Annotated in this window: 12 protein-coding genes; 5 read left to right on the forward strand and 7 right to left on the reverse strand. The window is 41.6% G+C overall.

Annotated features, from left to right (window positions below; all coding sequences use genetic code 11):
• Positions 1–180 precede the first annotated feature (180 nt).
• Positions 181–2,208, reverse strand: a complete 2,028-nt coding sequence (locus EAX61_RS00245) for a dipeptidyl-peptidase 3 family protein (protein WP_121915651.1) — start codon at positions 2,206–2,208, stop codon at positions 181–183.
• A gap of 88 nt (positions 2,209–2,296) precedes the next feature.
• Here EAX61_RS00245 and EAX61_RS00250 point away from each other — a divergent pair, with 88 nt between their 5' ends.
• Complete coding sequence (locus EAX61_RS00250) at positions 2,297–3,328, forward strand: SRPBCC family protein (protein ID WP_121915652.1); 1,032 nt, start codon at positions 2,297–2,299, stop codon at positions 3,326–3,328.
• 48 nt (positions 3,329–3,376) lie between these two features.
• Entirely contained in the window at positions 3,377–3,748 is a 372-nt protein-coding gene (gene crcB / locus EAX61_RS00255; protein WP_121915653.1) for a fluoride efflux transporter CrcB, read from the forward strand.
• On the opposite strand, the gene EAX61_RS00260 is transcribed toward crcB, so the two are convergent.
• Positions 3,745–4,368, reverse strand: coding sequence for a DUF1684 domain-containing protein (locus EAX61_RS00260; RefSeq protein ID WP_121915654.1), 624 nt, complete (start codon positions 4,366–4,368; stop codon positions 3,745–3,747). The two genes, crcB and EAX61_RS00260, sit on opposite strands and share 4 nt — an antisense overlap.
• Positions 4,369–4,377: 9 nt before the next feature.
• The gene (gene bglX / locus EAX61_RS00265; protein ID WP_121915655.1) at positions 4,378–6,678 is read right to left on the reverse strand and encodes a beta-glucosidase BglX; all 2,301 of its coding nucleotides are present in this window, start codon (positions 6,676–6,678) and stop codon (positions 4,378–4,380) included.
• Positions 6,679–7,070: 392 nt separating this feature from the next.
• Between bglX and EAX61_RS00270 the strand changes: the two genes are divergently transcribed.
• Both EAX61_RS00270 and EAX61_RS00275 read left to right on the forward strand, forming a co-directional pair.
• The gene (locus EAX61_RS00270; protein ID WP_121915656.1) at positions 7,071–8,315 is read left to right on the forward strand and encodes an MFS transporter; all 1,245 of its coding nucleotides are present in this window, start codon (positions 7,071–7,073) and stop codon (positions 8,313–8,315) included.
• Positions 8,312–9,085: a DJ-1/PfpI family protein gene (locus EAX61_RS00275; protein WP_121915657.1), complete on the forward strand. Its 774-nt coding sequence runs from the start codon at positions 8,312–8,314 to the stop codon at positions 9,083–9,085. The genes EAX61_RS00270 and EAX61_RS00275 overlap by 4 nt, the downstream gene beginning before the upstream one ends.
• Here the strand turns inward: EAX61_RS00275 and EAX61_RS00280 are convergent.
• Complete coding sequence (locus EAX61_RS00280; RefSeq protein ID WP_121915658.1) at positions 9,075–9,689, reverse strand: LysE family translocator; 615 nt, start codon at positions 9,687–9,689, stop codon at positions 9,075–9,077. The genes EAX61_RS00275 and EAX61_RS00280 overlap by 11 nt on opposite strands.
• Positions 9,690–9,748: 59 nt before the next feature.
• Here EAX61_RS00280 and EAX61_RS00285 point away from each other — a divergent pair, with 59 nt between their 5' ends.
• A complete protein-coding gene (locus tag EAX61_RS00285) occupies positions 9,749–10,666 on the forward strand; it encodes a spondin domain-containing protein (protein ID WP_201739394.1) in 918 nt (305 codons plus the stop codon).
• A gap of 78 nt (positions 10,667–10,744) precedes the next feature.
• Here EAX61_RS00285 and EAX61_RS16365 read toward each other — a convergent pair whose 3' ends face one another.
• From EAX61_RS16365 to pyrG, 3 genes are all read right to left on the reverse strand, one after another.
• Positions 10,745–10,912, reverse strand: a complete 168-nt coding sequence (locus EAX61_RS16365; protein WP_161555137.1) for a hypothetical protein — start codon at positions 10,910–10,912, stop codon at positions 10,745–10,747.
• Positions 10,913–11,039: 127 nt separating this feature from the next.
• A complete protein-coding gene (yidC, locus tag EAX61_RS00295) occupies positions 11,040–12,932 on the reverse strand; it encodes a membrane protein insertase YidC (RefSeq protein ID WP_121915659.1) in 1,893 nt (630 codons plus the stop codon).
• A 154-nt stretch (positions 12,933–13,086) separates the two neighbouring features.
• Positions 13,087–14,700 (reverse strand): CTP synthase, encoded by a 1,614-nt coding sequence (pyrG, locus tag EAX61_RS00300; protein ID WP_121915660.1) that lies wholly within the window; start codon positions 14,698–14,700, stop codon positions 13,087–13,089.
• Positions 14,701–14,705: the final 5 nt, after the last annotated feature.

Consider the following 14,705-nt stretch of genomic DNA (forward strand, 5'->3'; position numbering starts at 1 on the left):
CTAAGCCTCCCAATTTGGGGGGCTTTTTTGCTTTTACAAAAGCATCTGAGAATACTCACTCCATAAATTTACTTGCTCCAAGTATGCCCTATTAAAATAATAAACCCGCTAAAGTTTATTATCTCCTAGCGGGCTTAAAAAAATGTCTTGTTTCGCTTTCGCGAAAGCGAAACAATAAAATTATTTTAAATGTCCATACGTCTTTGAGTATTCCAGCATTTGTCCTTCAAAAGTTTCTGGTTGCTCAATAGTAAATCCAGTAATCTCATCTCCTTCTATGATAGGAACAATCATCGGATTTACAAAACCGCTATATGGAGCACTCTTAAATTGCTTGTTACGTTCTAAAACCTCTGCGTGTATTTGCTGGTCTACTTTTACTCCGTAATCTTCTACGAGCGCCTTTGCAGCTTCATAATCACCTTCAGAAGTGATACGCTGTGTCTCGCGTAGCAATTCTCCAAAGATTGTACGCAACTTCTTGTAATCTGTGATGTTATAATAAGTCTTCCCGTCACGAGTCACTTTCTCAATCACATTATCTGCTTGACCACGCTCAAAGGCCCAAGCACTCACCCATTGGCGATTGCGCATGTGCGCCTCTTCTACCTCATCACCTAAGTTTAACCTCACTAACTGTGTGATGAGACCATTACGGATGTAGCCATCGTATGCAGCTTTCCCGGTTTTCTCCCAATCCTGCACAAGACCGATTTCTTGTAATTTTGGATCCATTAAATAATATAAACCAAACAAATCTGCTCGCCCTTCTTCTATAGTAGATTTATAACTCTTTAAAGTTTCCTTAGGAGTTCCTACACCTTCATTTATTTGACCCGAGGCGTGACCTACCACTTCGTGCAAAGCAGTGTGTAGCTTATCACCCAGTTTTCCATATTCCTCCTCTAAAGCAATTTCTTCTTCATCGTGTGCAAATTCTTTGAGTCTACCTGAGCCTCCAGCATTGTTATAAGCGTTAATAATATTCCCTAAAGACACAGACTTACTTCCCTGGGCTTGTCGTATCCAATTATTGTTCGGTAAGTTTACCCCGATAGGTGTGCTAGGTGATGCATCTCCAGCTTCTCCTGCTACTATAACGGTTTTATAAGAAACACCTTTTACAGTATCCTTTTTATGCTCGGGCATTAGCGGAGAATTATCTTCAAACCATTGTGCATCTTTAGAGAGCGCCGCCATTTTCTTAGACATATCAAAATCCTTGATCTGAACGATTGTTTCATACGACCCTTTATAGCCTTTGGGATCATTATATACCTCAATAAACCCATTTATCCAGTCTATATTTCCCTCTGTAGAGTTTACCCAAGCAATAGCATAATCATCCCAGGTATCTAGACTTCCTGTCTTGTAATATTCTATAAGAAGACCTAGTGCCTTTCCTTGTTGCTCACTTTCGGCTACAGATTGCGCTTTTTCTAGCCAAAATATAATACGGTCTATAGCTGCTCCATAAAGACCACCGCTTTTGTAAACCTGCTCAACTAACTTACCGTTCTCTTTTACAAGACGCGTATTGAGACCAACTTCTATAGGTTCCTTATTATCTACTTTTATGGCCCCGTAAAATTGCTCAACATCTGCTGTGGTAACGTCAGGACCATAAAAATTAATAGCACTCTCCTTTACAATATCTGCATCTTTTGAGAGGTTTACTTTCTTACTGTCTTTGTCATTAAATAAAACATCAAATGCTTCTCCTTCTAACGAAGCCCCACTATCTGCCAGTAACTGTTTAAGGTAATCTGCGTTAAACTCAGGTTTCATCTTATCATTACTATAGTGATGATGAATCCCATTTGCAAACCAAACCCTTTTTAGGTAGGTTTCAAATTGGCCCCACGACTCATTGTTCTTATCTCCCTTATAATTTGTATAAACGGTTTCTAGCGCTTTTCTTATCTCTAGATTATGTCTGTAGTTCTGCGCCCACATAATATCTCTTCCAGCGAGACCAGCTTGGGTAAGATAGTATACAAGTTTCTGCTCCTTGAGAGTAAGATTCTCAAATCCTGGGATATCATAACGTAAAATCTTCAGGTCTGCTACCTGTTCTACCTCTGTAGATAGAGGTTTTGGGGATTCCGCTTTCGCGAAAGCGTCCTTTTCATCATTTCCCGTTTTTTCTCCACATCCAGTTATCATAACTGCAGCCAGAGCTGCTCCGTATATCAATTTAAATTTCATCGAAAATATATTAGGTTAGTGCCGAAAGATACTAAAATTACAAATCTTATAATTCGCTATCTTTACAGTCTATTATCAAAAACAGACTATGAAATTCTTAAAATTCCTTCTTTTCCTCGTACTCATTGTATTAATAGGTGGAGCGATTTATTTTGCTACCCAAGATGGTACGTATCAAATAGAAGAGTCTACCGTAATCGAAGCTCCTAAGAGTGTTGTTTACGATATAGCAAACGATTACAAAACTTGGGAGAGTTGGGGCCCGTGGAAAGCCGAAGACCCGACAATGGTATGGACCTATGCAGATAAGACATCTGGCGAAGGGGCTTCCTACAGCTGGCAAGGAGAATATGATGGTTCTATGACCACAACTAAAGCCGTCCCACACACAACCCTAGAACAAGACCTTACCATAGTAACTCCGGGAGGCGAGCGTTTTCCTAAGGTATACTGGAACTTTGAAGACACAGAAGATGGTGCAACAAAAGCAACTTGGGGAATGACAGGTGAGCACACCATAATGGATAAGGCTTACTTTGCGCTCTCAGGAATGGATTTTGAAGCAGAGCAACGCGAGATGTACGCTAAAGGACTGGACGGACTCAAAAAAATGGCAGAAGAAGCCATCACCGCATACGAAATTAATGTAGACGGTCTTGCAGAGCACGGTGGCGGTTTTTACTTATACCGCACAACAAGTGCAAATGCGGCTTCCATCTCACAAATAATGGGAGAAAACTATGGAGGCATTATGGCATTTATGAACGCTAATAATATAAAACAATCTGGAATGCCTTTTACCATTTATAATCAGATGTTGGAGAACGGCGCTGTGATTATGACAAATGCAATCCCGGTAAAAGAAAAGATTGTTGTCGCTGGAGAAACAAATGTTTTAAGTGGTTTTATGCCTAGAACAGCTGCCCTAAAAGTAACATTGCGTGGGGATTACAAAAATTTAAGTGAAGCTTGGGCAAGAGCTTATGCTGCACTAGCAGAAAAAGGATACGAACAGAGCGACCAGCCACCTTTTGAAATCTACACAAACGATCCTGGAGAATTCCCTAGCCCTGCAGACTGGGTGACCGAAATTTACATTCCTATCGTAGATATACAGTAATATGAATGCCGCCATTGAGCGGCATTTCTAATTTATAATTAAACACAGTTGAAACAGTTACTCATTGTATTTATAGGAGGCGGCGCAGGGAGTATTGCGCGATACCTTCTAGGAAAGCTATGGAATAGTCCAGCTTCTGGAATTCCTTATGGCACCTTTGCGGCAAATATTATAGGTAGCTTGATTATAGGAATAATATTGGGCTGGGCGTTAAAAAACAATGCGTTAAACAGTAATACGACCTTGCTTCTTGCCACAGGTTTTTGTGGAGGATTTACTACCTTCTCTACCTTTGCTTATGAAAATCACGTGCTCCTTAAATCTGGAGATTTTATGACGTTTGCATTGTATGCAATAGTAAGCTTTGCCGTGGGGATTCTTGCAGTTTTTGGCGGGATGGAATTGGGAAAACTAGCTTAGTATTTTCCATCAAAATCCTTTACTCCAGCTTCTATTCTAAATTTCAAATCATTTGCTTCTGGAGGGATGGGGCAATTGTATCCCGTGGTGTATGCGCAATAAGGATTGTAGGCCCTATTAAAATCAATTAGTAGATGATTATCCTCTATATCTTCGATAACAAAATCGATATACCTACCGCCACCATAAGAGCCGTCGCCACTAGTATAGTCTGTAAATGGTAAGAACAGACTGTTTCCGTATTCCTCCTCAGGATGATCACGGTAATAGGTATTTTGATAAATAGGCAGTTCAAATTGTTGTTCTTCGAGTTCAAACGTGAGCAATCCATATTGCACATATTCTCTGGTACGTCCAGAAGATAATTCCATTTGGAAAGGAATAGCGTTTTGGGTTCTTTTAAAAGTTGCGCTTACGCGAAATTTTAAATCTATTGGGTAAAATTTAAGTCCACTAAACTTCTTCAATTGCCTTTTAGAGAGAATTGTGGAATCAGGGTTCATATATGTTGCATTCAATTCCTCTTGGAAAGTTTTGGCCTCCTCTATAAACCCAGCAGGTGACTGGCCGAAAACGCTGGCAGTTACCAATACTAGGTAGACGTATATAATTGATTTCATAACTCTATATTATTCGAGTTCAAAAGACTTCATAAGCTTTGCATCAGAGCTTCCGCCCACCCAAACATTAAAATCGCCAGATTCGACAATCCATTCTCCTTGATTATTGTAAAATCCTAGCTCTTCCCCTGTTAGTTCAAAAGTAATTTCTTTTGAAGCTCCCGGTACTAGCATCACGGCCTCATATCCTTTCAATTCCCGTGTGGGACGCGTTACACTAGCAAAGGGATCTTGCAGGTACAATTGTACGATTTCTTTTCCTTCCACAGTTCCAGTATTAGTCACAGTCACTTTAACTGTAGCTCCAGATGCTTTTGGGGTAACGGCCATATTTGAATATTTGAAAGTCGTATAACTCAGTCCGTGACCAAAAGGATACAATGGTGTGTTTTCTGAATCTCCATAGTGTGACCAAAACACGAGATTATCTCCAGCATTATTTGGACGACCCGTACTCTTTGGATTATAGTAAATAGGCACCTGTCCCACATTTCTAGGAAAAGACATCGGTAATTTACCTGATGGATTGTAATCTCCGTACAGCACGTGAGCAATGGCATTTCCCGCTTGGCTTCCTAGATGCCACCCTTCCACAATAGTGGGGATATTTTCGGCTGCCCAGTCGATTACTAATGGTCGTCCGTTATTTAAGACTAGGACAATGTTTTTATTTACGGCATACACCGCTTCTAGTAATTCTTGCTGTACGCCAGGCATATTGAGCGTTGTACGGCTTCTGCCCTCTCCAGACATAAAGCCGTGCTCTCCGAGGACCATCACCACGACGTCTGCATCTCTTGCTGTGGAGACCGCTTTCGCGAAAGCGGAGGTATCCGTCTCATTAATATTTAATTCTCTATAAAATGTAGCATCGCCAGTCACCACGTCTGCTCCTTTGGCGTAGGTTAAGGTGTTCCCCTCATATTTTTCCATTCCCTCCTTCACCGAAACTGCCGTCCCATCATCTGAAGCAATTCTCCAGCTCCCCAGCGGACTACTCTTATCGTCTGCCAGCGCACCGATGAGCGCAATCTTTTGTCCTTGTTTTTTAAGCGGAAGGAGATTTCCTTTATTCTTCAATAAGACGATAGACTTGCGTGCCATATCTAGCACATCTTCTTGATATTTTTCGTTGTAAACAACCTCTTTCTCTCGAGCTTCATCGCAATAGCGATACGGGTCTTCAAAAAGTCCTAGTTCAAATTTTACCGTAAGAATACGTCTTGCGGCGTCTGTTATCATCGCTTCATCTACTTTTCCCGCTTTTACAAGTCCAGCAAGTTCAGTCACATATAAGTCCGATTCCATATCCATATCTGACCCAGCAGTTACAGCGAGGCGAGCGGCTTCTTTTCCATCCTTAGCAAAACCGTGATCTACCATTTCCTTAATGGACCCCCAATCTGAAATTACAAATCCTTCAAAATCCCACTTGCCTTTTAAAATCTCTCGTTGCAAAAACTTGTCTCCGGTTGCAGGAATTCCGTTAAGTGTATTGAAAGAATTCATAAACGTTTTTACGCCAGCATCTGCCGCTGCTTTAAACGGTGGAAAAACCACGTTATATAAGGTAGAAGTTCCTATATCTGACGTATTGTAATCTCTACCGCCTTCGGCAAATCCGTAGGCTGCCCAGTGTTTTGCGCAGGCAGCGATGGTTAGTGGGTCACTTAAATCATCTCCTTGAAAACCGCGAACTCGTGCAGCTGCAATATCGCTACCTAAAAACGGATCCTCTCCTGCTCCTTCCATAACGCGTCCCCAACGGGCATCCCGCGAAATATCAACCATAGGAGCAAATGTCCAGTTTATTCCAGAGGCGGCGGCCTCTGCAGCCGCAACTTCAGCGCTACGTTGTATTGCTTCCATATCCCAACTGGCAGCTTCGGCGAGTGGGATGGGTGCCATTGTCTTATATCCGTGTATGACGTCAAAACCTATGATAAGTGGGATTCCCAGCCGGCTTTCTTCTACGGCTATTTTTTGTACCGCACGTACATTTTTTACACCACGCACGTTGAGCATTGAACCTACATACCCCTTGCGCAGGTATTCATATTTACGTTCTGCATCTCCACCTTTAGGCGCTGGACCTGTAAAATCTGTAAATCCGTTGTACTGATTCATCTGCCCTATCTTCTCTTCAAGCGTCATAATGGCTAGAAGGCTGTCCACTTTTCGAGCAATCGCTTCTTTTTTAGGGTCAGTTTGATTGATTTTTGACGCATTTTGAACTGTTTGGAAGCTTTCAAATGTTAAAAAAAGGACACTTGCGAAAAAAATTACGGGGAGAATGGCTTTGATTTTCATACCGACTTGGTGTTTAAAATAGCATTACAAATTACGGTTTAAAACTTCGTATTCCTAGAAATCTGGAGTTGTTGCACGATAACGTTTTCGGAAAAAGGGAGGACATCTATTTCAGAATTGATAATTAGGGTGAGGAAATTTTCGCGGAAGCGTAAAACCAACCCATTTTTTTAATAGATTTACGCTGTAAACAAAAACCGCCAAGAGCGGAGAAAATGATGAAACAAGTCACCACATACACCTCGATTTCTTGCACTCGTGCGAGTCGGACAGATGTGTTGTGACTATCTTAATATAAGAAGTAACGATATTTAAAAGTCCGGCCCTAGCGTCGGACTTTTTACTTTTATAAGGCCGGCGCAGGTATATAAACTAATAAACACCAACCCATTATGAAAACATTACTGCGCAATTACTTTAAGACTTTTGACGGTTTGTCACGGGAAATCTGGTGGCTGTCGCTCATCACGCTCATAAATCGAGCGGGTGCGATGGTCATTCCATTTTTATCAATCTATCTAAACAAAAGCCTGAATTTTACCGTGGGTGATGTAGGTTGGATTATGACCGCTTATGGACTAGGGTCATTTTTTGGTGCTTGGCTCGGCGGGAAATTATCTGATATCATCGGGTACTATAAAGTGATACTTTTTAGCCTACTGCTTACGGGAGTAAATTTTATGTGGGTGATGCACATTGAGACCTTCTGGGCGATGTGTGGGTCATTTTTTATCCTTATCGCGATTGCAGATATGGGTCGGCCCGCATTCTTTGTAGCTCTCAGCGCATACTCAAAACCCGAAAACAAAACGCGCTCTCTCACCTTATTGAGGCTGGCTATAAATCTAGGATTTTCGGCTGGACCTGCCGTAGGTGGTTTTTTAATTGCGAGTGCAGGATATGACGCCTTGTTTTACGTGGACGGGATAACGTGTATCCTCGCAGGATTATTGATGACGCAAGTACTTAATCCTAAAAAGGTAAAAGAGCTAGATACAGAAGTTGTGGTAGCAAACCCTAGACGGCCGTTAATGGATACGCCTTATATGTTATTCTTGGTTGCTTTGGCACTTTTTGGGATTATCTTCATACAGTACTTCTCGACGGTTCCGCTATTTTACAAAGATGTGTACGAGTTGAGTGAGGATAACATCGGTTTAATTCTCGCGCTCAACGGGGTGCTGATCGTGGTTTTTGAAATGCCCCTCATCGCGTGGATGGACAAAAAGAAGTTTACGAATATTCAGAATACAATCTTAGGTCTCTTAATGACTGGGGTGAGTTTCTTATTACTACTCTGGGAAACTTGGGTGGGCGTTGTAGTGATTGGGATGGTGATTGCTACGTTTGGCGAGATGATTTCGTTTCCTTTTAGTAATAAGTTTGCGTTGGACCGCTCAAAATTAGGACGTCAGGGCGCCTATATGGGCATTTATAGTATGTCATTTTCCATCGCGCACATCTTCGGTCACAACAGCGGGATGCAAATCATAGAGGCCTACGGTTTTAAGGCTACGTGGATTTTCCTGATGGGACTGACACTTATCGCTTGGTTCCTATTATTCCTCGTACGCCGTATGCTGGAGGCTGAAAAAACAACAGAAGCACTATCTTTAACGCCTAAATTAGATAAATGAGATTCCTAAATATACTTCTGGCACTTCTTGTCTTTGCGGTAAGTTGTGAAAATTCGAACCATAAAAAAGATGATACGAAAGTTGATAACGCTACTTCGGCTTCGCTCAGTACAGGTTTCGCGAAAGCAAAACCAGTCCTAGATTCCACCCGATACAATGTGGCATTTTTAATTATGGACGGCACCTATAATACAGAGCTCACGGCGCCTTTTGATATTTTTCAACACACCATCTTTAGAGAGAATATCAAGGCAATGAATGTCTTTATGGTGGCAAACACGCTCGAGCCCATTCGGACTTTTGAAGGAATGTACATCTTGCCAGATTTTGATTATACAAAGGACGACTTGCCGAAAATTGATATCCTGGTAATCCCCAGCGCCGAACATCATCTAGATACTGACCTAGAGGACGAAGCTATGATTTCATTTGTACAAGAAGTAGATAAGGAAGCGCTGTTTATGACCTCTCATTGTGACGGTGCTTTTGTGCTGGCTAAGGCTGGTCTTCTGGATGGTAAAGTCTCGACAACCTTCCCAAGCGATATTGATAAGATGCGGGAGGCCTTTCCAAATTTGGACATTAGAAAGGATGTACTTTTTGTGCACGATGGAAAATACATCACCTCAGCAGGAGGCGCCAAAAGCTTCGAAGCTTCTCTCTACCTTGCCGAACATCTTTACGGAGCAGAAATCGCAAGGTCACTTGCAGGAGGATTAGTTATCGACTGGAGGCTAGAGGATGTTCCGCACTTGATAGTTAAGGAATAAGAATAAACACCGCAATCCCCACAAAAACGACTATTTGCAACCATTTGAGAATAAGTCCTGCATTTTGTTGACGTTTTAAATATTTTGAAATCGCTCCCGCGAGAAGCGCAAAACTACCAAAGATCAAGAACGACAATAGCATAAACAATCCGCCAAGGACGTAAAACTGAACCACCGTATTTCCCTCTGGCTCCCATAAAAACGCAGGAAAAAAAGCGAGAAAGAAAATCGTCACCTTAGGATTTAACACATTCATAATCACACCCTGCCTAAAGAGTTGCCATCCAGATTTTTTTGGCGCGCTATCTTCTAAAGCTACGTTCGCACTACTTTTCCACACTTTATAGGCGAGATATAACAGGTATGTTGCTCCAAAAATCTTGATTCCCCAAAATATTTCTGGTGAAGAAGCGATCACTGCCGAAATCCCAAACGCGATTAAGGTCGTATGTACTATACAACCAGAGATTAATCCGGCCGTTGTGGCGAGGCCAGCTTTGGGTCCGTTAGAAATACTTTGCGCCAAAACGTAAATATTGTCCGGTCCTGGCGACAAAGCTAGAATAGCCGTCGCTCCTAAAAATGCAAGTAACGTTTCAAACATCTTGTAAAGCTTGGAAAAGTGATTGGTTTTTGCAAACTTGTAACCATAAATTAAATCCTATGAAATTAAAATACACACTCACAGCCCTTTGTTTGGTTTTTGCTTTCGCAAAAGCGCACTCACAACTAGACGATGCTCAATTTGAAGTAGTCTTCGAAAGCACGTGGAGCCAGTCTACACACCCACATTCTAGCGGAAGTCTTCCTGGTAGCGCACATTGGTCCAAACTTGTAGGAACCCTTCACAATAGCGATGCAGACTTTATAGAAGCCGGAGAAACGGCAACCCCGGGCATAGAAAACGTCGCCGAAACTGGAAACAATAATGCCTTTTTCTCAGAAATTAATACAGAAATTTCAAACGGAAACGCCCAAGAAATTCTTGATTTTGGGGCATTGGGAAGTGCATCAGGAACGATTACGGGGAGTTTTACGGTTTCTGAAGAACATCCGCTACTCACATTAGTAAGTATGATCGCACCGAGTCCTGATTGGTTAATTATGGTTGATAGTTTCTCATTGCTTAACGATGAAGGTACTGCTTGGAAAGAAACGATAAGTTTTGATGTTTTTCCTTATGATGCAGGAACGGACAGCGGGACAGACTACACAAGCGCAAATGCAGACACCAACCCTGCCCAACCGATTGCTAGTTTACAAGGGACAACGCCGTTTTCTTCTGAAAAGATAGGAACGATGACGATTACTCTTGATTCGCAATTAAGCCTTTCGGAAAACGAGCAAGAGGATTTTAGCCTGTATACAACTAGCAGTTCACGACAATTTATAATTACAAATGAAAGTGTTGCAAACGCGAACTTCAACCTTTTTGATATTACAGGAAAAGAAGTTCAGAGTGCCTCGCTTACCACGGGTACAAACACAATTTCCTACGGAAGTATTTCTGGGGGTGTTTATATTGCCAGGATTACTGGGTCAAATGGTGGAATGTTTGTTCAGAAGGTGGTGATAAGATAAAATTGCTGGATGCTGGATGCTGGATGCTGGATGCTGGATGCTGGATGCTGGATGCTGGATGCTTAATCTAAAAAAAAATCACCCTCTCCACTCTCGCTCTTTCCAAAGTTGATACAAGCCCAATACCAATAATATACCGGCACCACCAGCCTTAATCCAAAGCGGGATAAATGACGCAAAATCTGGGCGCAAAGCAGCGAGCATAAACATTAAGGCACCAATAATAAGTTTAAAGGAATTGCGCATTATAAAATTTTAGTCGTAAGTCGTGAGTCTGGATCCAAAATTACATTTCTCTTTTCTCTAAGAACCAAAAACAAAAAATGGTGAATATTATATCCACCATTTTTTGTTTAAATCAGAAATCTAATTTCTATTTCTTAGCATTCTTCTGCGCTTCTGCCTGCTCCATCATCTGTTGCATCTTGCGTTGGAATTTGCCCTGTTTCTTAGGCTTAGCTTTCTTTACTTCAATTTTTGCTCTTACTTTATCTTCATCGATAATGTATCCTTTAATGACTAGGATAATCCCGATAGTAATCAAGTTAGAAATGAAATAATACAAACTCAATCCGCTGGCGTAGTTGTTAAAGAAAATCAACATCAGGAGTGGTGAGAAGTACATCATATACTTCATCATCTTCTGCATATCTGGCATTCCCTCCTGGGTGGGCGCTTGAGACATTTGGTTTCCTGTTGTTAAGCGCATAGAGAAGAAAATCGTCACCGCAGCGAGTATCGGGAATAAACTCACGTGATCTCCATAAAAAGGAATCTCAAACGGAAGTTTTGCAATCTCATCATAACTCGACAAATCATCCGCCCACAGGAAGCTTTTTCCTCTCAAATCAAATGCAGATGGAAAAAACGTAAACAGCGCGTAGAAGACAGGAATTTGCAACAATGCGGGCAAACAACCTGCGGCGGGACTCGCACCAGCCTTACTGTACAGGGCCATCGTTTCTTGTTGCTTCTTCATTGGGTTGTCCTTATGCTTCGCAGTAATCTCAGCAATTTCTGGCTTAAGCACTTTCATCTTAGCCTGTGATAAGTACTGTTTGTACTGTACAGGAGACAAAATCAACTTAATAAGAACTGTCATCACAATAATAGCAATACCTGCTGGTAAGAAACCACTCAAGAATCCGAAGAATGGTATTACGAGGTATTTGTTTAGTAATCCAAAAATTCCCCAACCTACTGGCATCGCCTCATCGAGGTTACGATCGTAATCATTAAAAATTTGATAGTCCGTAGGCCCATAATACATATTCATTGCATAGTTGAGTTCTCCGTTTGTAGGCTCCAACAATAAATCTGCAGTATACTGTTTTGTAAATTCTGATTTTTGATCATTATCATCGGCTGCTTTGAATAGGTCACGTGATGATAGTCTTGCCTCCTTAAAAGGAGTATCCGTGAGCAACATTGAGCTAAAGAAATGCTGACGATAGTTCATCCAACTCAAATCCTGCTCTATCTCTTCATCGTCCCCAGATGGGCTTAATTTATCAGTTTTATCTCCTTCATACTCATAAGTAAGACGCGTATAGCGGTTTTCATACTCTTGACTTTTTGCGTGGCGCATTCCTTTAAAATCCCACTGCATACGCATAGGAGAGCCTGTATTGAGAACATCAGAAAGTCCTTGTGAGCGTAAGCCAAAATCGAGCATATAATCATCTGGCTTTAACTCATAGCGATACTCCATAAACTCATTAGGACTTGTTTTTAAACGCATCGTGAGCACTTGGTTTTCACCATTCTGAGTAAGCTTTGGTTCAAAAAATAAATCTTTCGTATTTAAATTTCGGTTATCTGTCGTACTGAAGGAAACATTAAAGACGCTATTCCCGTCCTTAATTAGATACACAGGAATTGAGTCAAAGGTTTTATGTTTGAGCAAAGTTGCTTTTGTGATATACCCACCTTTATTACTTACCTCAAGCTCAAGAACATTGTTTTTTATCGTTGTAACTTCTTCTCTGGCAGAGGGTAACGCTCCAGAATATGCAAATGCTCCCAGCCTATTTTGAAGTTTTACTTGACCAAGAGAATCTGTTGCACTAGTTACAAATGTCTCTTCGGGCATTTCAGTTTCAGATGGTGCGGATTCTTGGGCGACTTGCTCTATTTCGGCTTCTTTCTTTTGTGCTTCGAGTTCTTCAGCTGTTGGCTTATTTATGAAGAACATATAAATTAAAATAAGCGCGATGAGGAGAATTCCTATAAAAGAATTTCTATCAAATTGTTGTTTTTCTGCCATTTGTGATATTGTGAGTACGCTTTCGCGAAAGCGTAATTAAAGTCTATTCTAAATTTTGCGAACCTGCCTGCCGGCAGGCAGGAGCGTAAAAATAATTTTAATTATCGTTGTCAATTAGTTATCCAAAAAGGAAAATTATGCCATACTGGCACGTCTAGCGGTTTGATTTATCCAGCGCCGCCTTTACAAACGCCACAAACAATGGGTGCGGACTTGCCACCGTGCTCTTATATTCTGGATGGTACTGTACACCCACAAACCAAGGGTGTTCTGGAAGCTCAATAATCTCTACAAGTCCCGTTTTAGGATTTGTCCCAGTAATCTTGAGCCCAGCCTTTTCCAATTGCTCACGGTACACATCGTTAAATTCATACCTGTGGCGATGGCGCTCCATAATTGTTTTTGCCTCATAAACCTCGCGTACGATAGAGTCGTCGCTAAGTTCACATTCCCAAGCGCCCAGACGCATTGTACCGCCCATATCTGTCACGGTTTTTTGCTCCTCCATAATGTCAATCACGGGATGGGGTGTGTCTGGGTTCATTTCGGTGGAGTTTGCGTCTTGAAGTCCGCACACGTTGCGACCGTATTCTATCACAGCCATTTGCATCCCGAGGCAAATTCCTAAAAATGGAATATTGTTTTCGCGCGCATATTGCACCGCTTTGATTTTCCCCTCTATACCGCGTTCCCCAAAACCTGGAGCAACGAGCAGTCCATCTAGTGTTGAAATTTTATTCTTTATAACATCATCAGTAATAAACTCACTATGGATGCTCTCAACCTTTACTTTTACCTCATTCTCTGCCCCTGCGTGAATGAAGGATTCCAATATAGACTTGTATGAATCCTGAAGCTCTACATATTTACCAATAAGTCCAATGGTAACTTCTGACTTTGGATTCTTATGGCGTTTTAAAAATTCTTGCCAACGGTCCAAATCTGGCGAAACATCATCAGACAAATCTAATTTGCTTAAGGTTATGGTATCCAGTCCTTCATCCAGCATCAAGTTAGGCACATCATAAATAGTTGATGCATCAATAGATTCGATAACCGCCTCTTGCTCTACGTTACAAAAACGGGCAAGTTTTGCTCTGAGATCTTCGCTCAGTTCGTGCTCCGTACGAAGTACAAGGATATCTGCCTGTATCCCACTCTCCATTAACGTTTTTACACTGTGCTGAGTAGGTTTTGTCTTTAATTCTCCTGCGGCCGCGAGATAAGGAACAAGCGTGAGATGAATCACGAGTGAATTCTGTTTACCTAGTTCCCATTTGAGTTGGCGTATGCTTTCTATATAGGGTAGCGACTCAATATCTCCCACGGTTCCTCCTATTTCAGTAATTACGATATCATAATCGCCATTATTTCCTAGGATCTGGATGCGCTCCTTAATTTCGTTTGTGATGTGCGGGATGACCTGTACGGTTTTCCCTAAAAACTCACCACGACGCTCTTTATCGATAACGCTTTGGTAAATTCTTCCTGTGGTAACATTGTTTGCCTGAGAAGTTGCTACGTTTAAAAAACGCTCATAATGACCAAGGTCAAGGTCAGTCTCAGCACCATCGTCTGTAACATAACATTCCCCGTGCTCATAGGGATTAAGCGTACCTGGGTCTATATTTATATATGGGTCAAGTTTCTGGATGGTCACACGATATCCGCGTGCTTGAAGGAGTTTTGCAAGGGAAGCGGCGATGATGCCCTTTCCTAAAGAAGATGATACTCCGCCCGTTACGAAGATGTATTTAGTGGATGCCATATTGA

This window comes from Dokdonia sinensis (assembly GCF_003688895.1).
In the GTDB taxonomy this organism is placed as follows: domain Bacteria; phylum Bacteroidota; class Bacteroidia; order Flavobacteriales; family Flavobacteriaceae; genus Dokdonia; species Dokdonia sinensis.

Coding starts and splice junctions, on each gene's coding strand:
- EAX61_RS00245 (WP_121915651.1), bottom strand. CDS start 2,208: ATGAAATTTAAATTGATATACGGAGCAGCTCTGGCTGCAGTTATGATA.
- EAX61_RS00250 (WP_121915652.1), top strand. CDS start 2,297: ATGAAATTCTTAAAATTCCTTCTTTTCCTCGTACTCATTGTATTAATA.
- EAX61_RS00260 (WP_121915654.1), bottom strand. CDS start 4,368: ATGAAATCAATTATATACGTCTACCTAGTATTGGTAACTGCCAGCGTT.
- bglX (WP_121915655.1), bottom strand. CDS start 6,678: ATGAAAATCAAAGCCATTCTCCCCGTAATTTTTTTCGCAAGTGTCCTT.
- EAX61_RS00270 (WP_121915656.1), top strand. CDS start 7,071: ATGAAAACATTACTGCGCAATTACTTTAAGACTTTTGACGGTTTGTCA.
- EAX61_RS00275 (WP_121915657.1), top strand. CDS start 8,312: ATGAGATTCCTAAATATACTTCTGGCACTTCTTGTCTTTGCGGTAAGT.
- EAX61_RS00280 (WP_121915658.1), bottom strand. CDS start 9,689: ATGTTTGAAACGTTACTTGCATTTTTAGGAGCGACGGCTATTCTAGCT.
- EAX61_RS00285 (WP_201739394.1), top strand. CDS start 9,749: ATGAAATTAAAATACACACTCACAGCCCTTTGTTTGGTTTTTGCTTTC.
- EAX61_RS16365 (WP_161555137.1), bottom strand. CDS start 10,912: ATGCGCAATTCCTTTAAACTTATTATTGGTGCCTTAATGTTTATGCTC.
- yidC (WP_121915659.1), bottom strand. CDS start 12,932: ATGGCAGAAAAACAACAATTTGATAGAAATTCTTTTATAGGAATTCTC.
- pyrG (WP_121915660.1), bottom strand. CDS start 14,700: ATGGCATCCACTAAATACATCTTCGTAACGGGCGGAGTATCATCTTCT.